At 65.8% G+C, this 6677-nt stretch carries 5 protein-coding genes and 1 pseudogene; 3 read left to right on the forward strand and 3 right to left on the reverse strand.

Annotated elements, in window-relative coordinates; all coding sequences use genetic code 11:
• Positions 1–600: pseudogene (locus AC5RUJ_RS08725) on the reverse strand (hypothetical protein); the annotation flags it as partial.
• Positions 601–1284: 684 nt separating this feature from the next.
• On the opposite strand from AC5RUJ_RS08725, the gene AC5RUJ_RS08730 reads away from it, so the two are divergent.
• The 3 genes from AC5RUJ_RS08730 to AC5RUJ_RS08740 all read left to right on the forward strand — a co-directional run bounded on the left by AC5RUJ_RS08730 (position 1285) and on the right by AC5RUJ_RS08740 (position 4196).
• Positions 1285–1677 carry a hypothetical protein gene (locus AC5RUJ_RS08730; protein WP_494013452.1) on the forward strand — a complete coding sequence of 131 codons (393 nt, stop codon included), beginning with the start codon at positions 1285–1287 and terminating at the stop codon, positions 1675–1677.
• Between the two features lie 323 nt (positions 1678–2000).
• The gene (locus AC5RUJ_RS08735) at positions 2001–2261 is read left to right on the forward strand and encodes a GlsB/YeaQ/YmgE family stress response membrane protein (protein WP_493978224.1); all 261 of its coding nucleotides are present in this window, start codon (positions 2001–2003) and stop codon (positions 2259–2261) included.
• A gap of 246 nt (positions 2262–2507) precedes the next feature.
• Positions 2508–4196 carry a formate--tetrahydrofolate ligase gene (locus AC5RUJ_RS08740; protein WP_494075068.1) on the forward strand — a complete coding sequence of 563 codons (1689 nt, stop codon included), beginning with the start codon at positions 2508–2510 and terminating at the stop codon, positions 4194–4196.
• Positions 4197–4223: 27 nt separating this feature from the next.
• Here the strand turns inward: AC5RUJ_RS08740 and AC5RUJ_RS08745 are convergent, their stop codons facing one another.
• Both AC5RUJ_RS08745 and AC5RUJ_RS08750 read right to left on the reverse strand, forming a co-directional pair.
• On the reverse strand, positions 4224–5324 hold the full coding sequence (locus tag AC5RUJ_RS08745) for an acyltransferase (RefSeq protein ID WP_494075067.1): 1101 nt from the start codon (positions 5322–5324) through the stop codon (positions 4224–4226).
• Between the two features lie 88 nt (positions 5325–5412).
• The gene (locus AC5RUJ_RS08750; protein ID WP_494001183.1) at positions 5413–6498 is read right to left on the reverse strand and encodes an inositol-3-phosphate synthase; all 1086 of its coding nucleotides are present in this window, start codon (positions 6496–6498) and stop codon (positions 5413–5415) included.
• Positions 6499–6677: the final 179 nt, after the last annotated feature.

Below are 6677 nucleotides of genomic sequence, written 5' to 3' on the forward strand. Positions count from 1 at the left end.
GGGCCCCGCGGCGGCGCTGCCGTCGAAGGGTCCCGCGGCCGCCGCGATGAGTCCCAGCAACAGGATGAACACGCCCATGCAGCCGATCACTGCCACTCCGGCCGCGGCAGCGGCCCACGCGGAGAGCGAGCGGGTACCTAGCAACACCAGGCTCAGCAGGCCGTAGGCCAGCAGGATGTCCCCGTGGAAGAGGAGCAGGCCGTGGAGCACCCCGAGCACCACGAGACCTGCTGCCCGGCGCATGGTCCTGACGACGACCGGCTGGCCGTCTGCCACGGCGGAAGCCCACTGCAGAACGAAGCTGTAGCCGAACAGGAACGAGAACAGGATGTAGAACTTGGCCTCGAACAGGAGGCTGACCGCGAAGCGGACCGCGGTGTCCGCACTGGATTGGAACGCCGGGCTGGATCCGCCGGTGACGGCATACGGGTCGGCGAAGTACCAGATGTTCACGCACAGGATGCCCAAGAGCGCGAAGGCCCGCAGGGCGTCAAGCTCGTCGATGCGGGCCGGGGCCTTTGGGGCCGCAGGTCCGGGCACGGGTCCCGGCGGAGCTCCAGCTTCCATGTCGTCGTCCCGTCCAGGGGTGGGTGCTGGCATCGGGGTCCAGTCTAGGGACCCTGCCTGGCTACTGTAACGGGCGGTCAACCGGGCGTCCGGCGGACGGGACGCGAACAAGGGGGTCGCCTAAAGGGGGAGCCCACGCTCGTCAAGGGGTGGCGCCGCCGTCGTTATCCGGCGTGTTGCTGGCGACACGCCGGTGCAGCGGGAAAAAGTTCAATAAGTTCCCGGGCGTGGCTAGGCAGAAGCAGGAGCAATCGGGTACGTTGGATGAGTCCGATTGAACTTTCTCAATCAGGAGCTTCAACCCGGACGGTATCTATTGGCGCTATCAGGAAAGGGAGGTGGGAATCGTGAATATTACCAAGACGCCGGGCGGAGTGTTTAACTCCTTCGCCGCGCTCCGACGACCCGCCTCCGCCATTTCTGCGCAGTAGAACCCTGCTGATTGGGCCGGTTCAACTCTTGAACCGCTGCCGTCTCTCAATCACCGCTCTTCTCTAGCTCTCCCGCGCGGAGGCCTCACTTTCTGCCCTGAGGACTTCGCTAATGAGCACCCTTACCGCGTTACCTGCTGCCGTCGCGGCGACCCCCGCTGCTGCTTCGAGCACGGACACCGGCCCCGCCACGGCAACGGCAACCCCCATGGATACCGCCATGCTTCCTGCCCGAAATCCAGCCCGATCCGGAGAAAACCCCGCCCACCCCAGAGAGGAACCCCTCATGAAACCGCTCGATGCAGCCGTATTGCCTGCACCGGAACGATCCATCCGTCCGCCCGAGCCGGCGCAGGCCCGGGAAACGGAGCGGCGCGGTCACGGCGACGTGATCACCGCCGGAAGCCTGCGCGGCCTTGACACCGGCAGCGACAGTTCCGGCGACGCCGGTGCCCCGGGCGGGGGTTCGGACCTTGCCGGGCCGACTCCGGCAAGCCGGAAACGCTCCGCAGCAGCGGACATGCCGAATTTCTTGGCCAGGCAGGAGGTGAATGCCATGATCCGCAAGCTCCGCCAGAGCGTCTCGCTGTGGGAACGAATACAGAACGTGGGTGTTGACGAACAGCGCTTGGAACAGGTGCGCGATGAATTGCTGTCGCACCGCCAGCTCATCCGCTGAGTTCCAGCCCGCACGTGCAAATAAATACGCCGTCCTGTAGGAAACACATCCGCGAGGAGGATCCGATGAGTCGCATTGGACCCCATGTAGCTTCAGGCCCGCGCCCGGGTTGCTCCAGGCGCGGGCCTCGGCCTTTAAGCACCTCCGCCTTCAAGTATTAGTCGACGCTCCAGTGCCGTGGTGTTTCATTGCTAACCGGCGTTCCGGAGGCCGCGCGCCGACGCCGTCTCAGTGGCGCCAAACCGACATCGCCCAGATGAAACGTTTTGCGTCCGATCACTAAGTATGCTTATTGTGGTTCCATCGCAACCTGAGGAGGCAACATGATCGGTTTCATCATTGCAGGGCTGGTTATCGGAGCACTCGCCCGCCTTATCAAGCCCGGAAAGCAGAATCTGGGGCTCGTGGCCACGCTCCTGCTTGGCATCGTCGGAGCAATCATCGGTGGTGTCATCGCAAACCTGCTGGGCACGGGCGACATCTTTGAGCTGAACGTGCTCGGATTCATCGTCGCCGTGATTGCCGCGGTACTTCTGATCGGTGTGGCAGAAAGCCTGTCCGGTCGTCGGGCGGTGCGCCGCTAACGGCTGCAAATAAACACGAAGATGGCCTGCCGCGTGCTTATCGCGCGGCAGGCCATTTTTGTTCCTCGGACGAAGAGCCGGACGCTTCGAGGCGGCCATTCGCATAGGTGCTTCCAGCCAGCTCACCAGGCCTCGTTCTGCGCTTCTCTTCTCCCCGGAAGGGACCGGTGACGGCGGCCTTCTTGGCTGATACGTTGGCTGTGGCGGTACTGCCGCCATGGCCCTATGCGAGGAAGAAGGACGACGATGTCTGAACCGGCTCCGCTGACCGACCTGGAGATTGCCCGCCGCGCCACTTTGCGGCCCATTACCGCCATTGCCGACGCCGCCGGCATCCCCGCGGACGCTCTCGAGCTTTACGGCAGCTACAAGGCGAAGGTTGATCCCGCCAAGTTGGGGGAGGGCCACCAGGAACCGCGCGGCCAGGTGGTTCTGGTGACCGCCATGTCGCCCACCCCGGCCGGTGAGGGCAAATCCACCCTGACGGTGGGCCTGGCGGACGCCCTGTCGAGGGCAGGGCACAAGACCATGGTGGCCATCCGTGAACCTTCCCTCGGACCGATTCTGGGGATGAAGGGCGGGGCAACCGGCGGCGGCTATTCGCAGGTGCTCCCGATGGATGACATCAACCTGCATTTCACCGGAGACTTCCACGCCATCACCTCGGCGAACAACGCGTTGATGGCACTGGTGGACAACCATATCTATCAGGGCAACGCGCTGGGCATCGACCCGCGCCGGCTGACGTTCCGGCGGGTGCTGGACATGAACGACCGGGCGCTTCGCCAGGTGGTGATCGGTCTGGGCGGGCCGACGCAGGGAGTGCCGCGGGAGGCGGGCTTCGATATCACCGTCGCCTCCGAGGTCATGGCGGTCTTCTGCCTCTCGTCCAACCTCGCCGACCTGAAAGCCCGGCTGTCCCGCATCACGGTGGGCTACACCTACGACCGCAAGCCGGTCACCGTGGCGGACCTGGGTGTGCAGGGCGCGCTAGCCATGCTGTTGAAAGACGCCATCAAGCCGAACCTGGTCCAGACCATCGCCGGCACGCCCGCCTTTGTGCACGGCGGCCCCTTCGCCAATATCGCCCACGGCTGCAACTCGCTGCTGGCCACGCAGACCGCCCGCCGGCTCGCCGACGTCGTCGTCACCGAAGCCGGGTTCGGGTCCGATCTCGGCGCCGAGAAGTTCATGGACATCAAGGCGCGCGCCGGCGGTTTCGCCCCGTCCGCCATCGTGGTGCTGGCCACCATCCGGGCGCTGAAAATGCACGGCGGCATTCCGAAGGAGCAGCTGAAGGAACCGAATCTGGAAGCCGTGCAGGCGGGCATCGCCAACCTTGAGCGCCACGTGGACAACGCGCTCAAATTCGGCGTCACACCCGTGGTGGGCATCAACAAATTCACCACCGACAGCCCCGAAGAACTCGACTGGGTGCTGGACTGGTGCCGGCAGAAGGGCGTCGAGGCGGCTATTGCCGATGTCTGGGGCCAGGGCGGCGGCGGCCCCGGCGGAGACGCGCTGGCGGCGAAGGTGGCGGACGTCCTGCAGCAGCCGCAATCATTCTCCCCGTTGTACGACCTTGACCTGACCGTGGAGAAGAAAATCGAGACCATCGCCCAGCAAATCTACGGGGCGGACCATGTGGAGTTCACCAGCCCGGCCCGCAGGCGGTTGGCGGAGATCGAGGCGAACGGGTGGGGCAAACTGCCGGTGTGCATGGCCAAGACGCAGTATTCCTTCACCGACAACCCCGCGGTCCTGGGCGCCCCGAGCGGATTCAGCATCACCGTGCGCGACCTGATCCCGAAGACCGGCGCGGGTTTCATCGTGGCGCTGACCGGCGACGTCATGACCATGCCGGGCCTGCCGAAGGAACCGGCGGCCGGCCGGATGGATGTGGACGACGACGGCGTCATCACGGGACTCTTCTAGCCCTGCACCGCTGCGGTTAGCTGCGGCTTAAAACAGCCGCCGCAGCACGGGTATCCGCAACGCAACCAGGGTCAGGACGAAGGCGCAGGCCGTGGCCACCGAGAACTTCAGGAACAGGAGCGGCAGCGTCGGCTCGCGGTCCGGGAAGACGTGGAACGTGAGCCACGTCAGGAACAGGTAGTGGCACAGGAACACTCCGAACGAGGCGTTGGACAGCTGGACGAGCAACCGGCCCAGCCAGCCCGGCGGCTGCCATCCGGCCAGCAGTTGGTACACGGCGGCAAAGATGCACAGCGCAGCCGCCGTGACACCGAGCCCCACGTAGCTGGACGGCGTGATGACGTTGAGCAGCGGCGTGGAATCCTGGTTGATCCAGTGCCAGATGTTGAAAACCGAGAGCACGACGGCGGCGCCTCCCGCCGCCGCGGCGGCACCGCGCGGGAGGCGCACCTGGGTGAGCACCCAGCCGGCCATGAAGTACCCCAGGTAGGGAAACCACTGGGTCAGGATGTTCCAGGGGTACTGCCAGCCCCACTCGTACTGGATGCTGGCGGCCTGAAGGCTGAACAGCGCGAGGGTCAGGACCAGCACGCCGCCGGTTGCGGCGGCGGCCCGCCGTAGCGTCACCCGCTGCAGGTAGCGGGCAAGCGGCGGTGCCACCAGGTACAGGCCCAGAATCAGCCACAGGAAGTACAGGTGCGGGTACACGCGGGTGTCGAAGACGGACACCAGCACGGCGACCGGTTCGAGTTCGCGCCCGAGCATCAGGTGGCTGCCCAGGAAAATGTAGGCCAGGTGCCAGGCCACGAGGGCGGGCAACAGCCGCAGGGCGCGTTTGCGGTAGAACGCCAGCGCGCCCTCCTTGTGCGTCCGCGGCGCCAGCACCAGGGCGCCGGAGATGACGACGAAGACCGGCACCACCCAGATGAAGGCTATGTCGATGATCGCCGCCCAGATCCAGTCCGGCTGATGTCGGCGGTCGTCGTCGCCGGCCAGCTCGCCGAAGGAGTGGATGGCAACCACGCCGACGATGCTGACGATGCGCAGGATGTCCAGCGCGTAGTTGCGGCGGGGGAGGGGGGTCGGTCCTCGGAGCTCCCCGGCGGGGGACAGGGAGGGGACGGCCATGAGGCCAATCTACCCGGAAGCCGCCGCCGGCTGGCAACAGAAGAACCGGGGCGGCCCACTGGGCCGGCCCCGGTTCTTGCGGTGCGTCTTAGCGGTCGGAGTCGCCGCGGATGAAGGCTTCGACCTTCGCGCGGGCGGTGTCGTCGTCGTACTGCTCCGGCGGGGACTTCATGAAGTAGCTGGACGCCGAGAGGATCGGCCCGCCGACGCCGCGGTCCAGGGCAATCTTGGCGGCACGGATGGCGTCGATGATCACGCCGGCAGAGTTGGGGGAGTCCCAGACCTCGAGCTTGTATTCAAGCGAGACCGGGGCGTCACCGAAGTTGCGGCCCTCCAGGCGGACGAACGCCCACTTGCGGTCATCGAGCCAGGACACGTAGTCCGAGGGGCCGATGTGCACGTCGTCGTCGCCAAGCACGGCCGACGTGTTGGAGGTCACGGCCTGGGTCTTGGAGATCTTTTTGGATTCCAGGCGCTCGCGCTCGAGCATGTTCTTGAAGTCCATGTTGCCGCCGACGTTCAACTGGTAGGTGCGGTCCAGCACCACGCCGCGGTCTTCGAACAGCTTGGCCATCACGCGGTGGGTGATGGTGGCACCGATCTGGCTCTTGATGTCGTCGCCGACGATCGGAACTCCGGCCGCGGTGAACTTGTCGGCCCATTCCTGGGTGCCGGCGATGAAGACCGGAAGGGCGTTCACGAAGGCGACGCCGGCGTCGATGGCGCACTGGGCGTAGAACTTGGCGGCCTTCTCCGAGCCGACCGGCAGGTAGCAGACCATGACGTCCACTTCGGCCTTGCGCAAGGCAGCGACCACGTCCACGGGCTCGTAGTCGGACTCCACGATGGTCTCGCGGTAGTACTTGCCCAGGCCGTCCAGGGTGTGGCCGCGCTGGACCTTGACGCCGGTGGCCGGAACATCGGCGATCTTGATGGTGTTGTTCTCGCTGGCGCCGATAGCGTCGGCAAGATCCAGCCCCACCTTCTTGCCGTCAACGTCGAACGCGGCGACGAACTGCACGTCGTCGACGTGGTAGGCGCCGAACTTAACGTGCATCAGTCCGGGGATCGTTGCGCTCGGGTCGGCGCCACGATAGTAGTGGACGCCCTGGACCAGCGAGGCCGCACAGTTTCCAACACCGACGATCGCTACCCGGATGGGGTTCTCTGCCACGGTTCTCCTTCGAAACACTTCTGTAGGGCCGCCGCGCCGATGGCGGGCAGCCTATCCAGTCTACGCCGTGTTTCAACACATTGCCGGGCGCGCCCATTCCCGGGACGGCACGCGGCGCGGGTTAATCGCTCAGGCGGGCAGCCGCCGGGCGTTGCGCAGCCGCCGCACCAGCCTCAAGG

This window comes from Arthrobacter sp. Y3223164 (assembly GCF_059091005.1).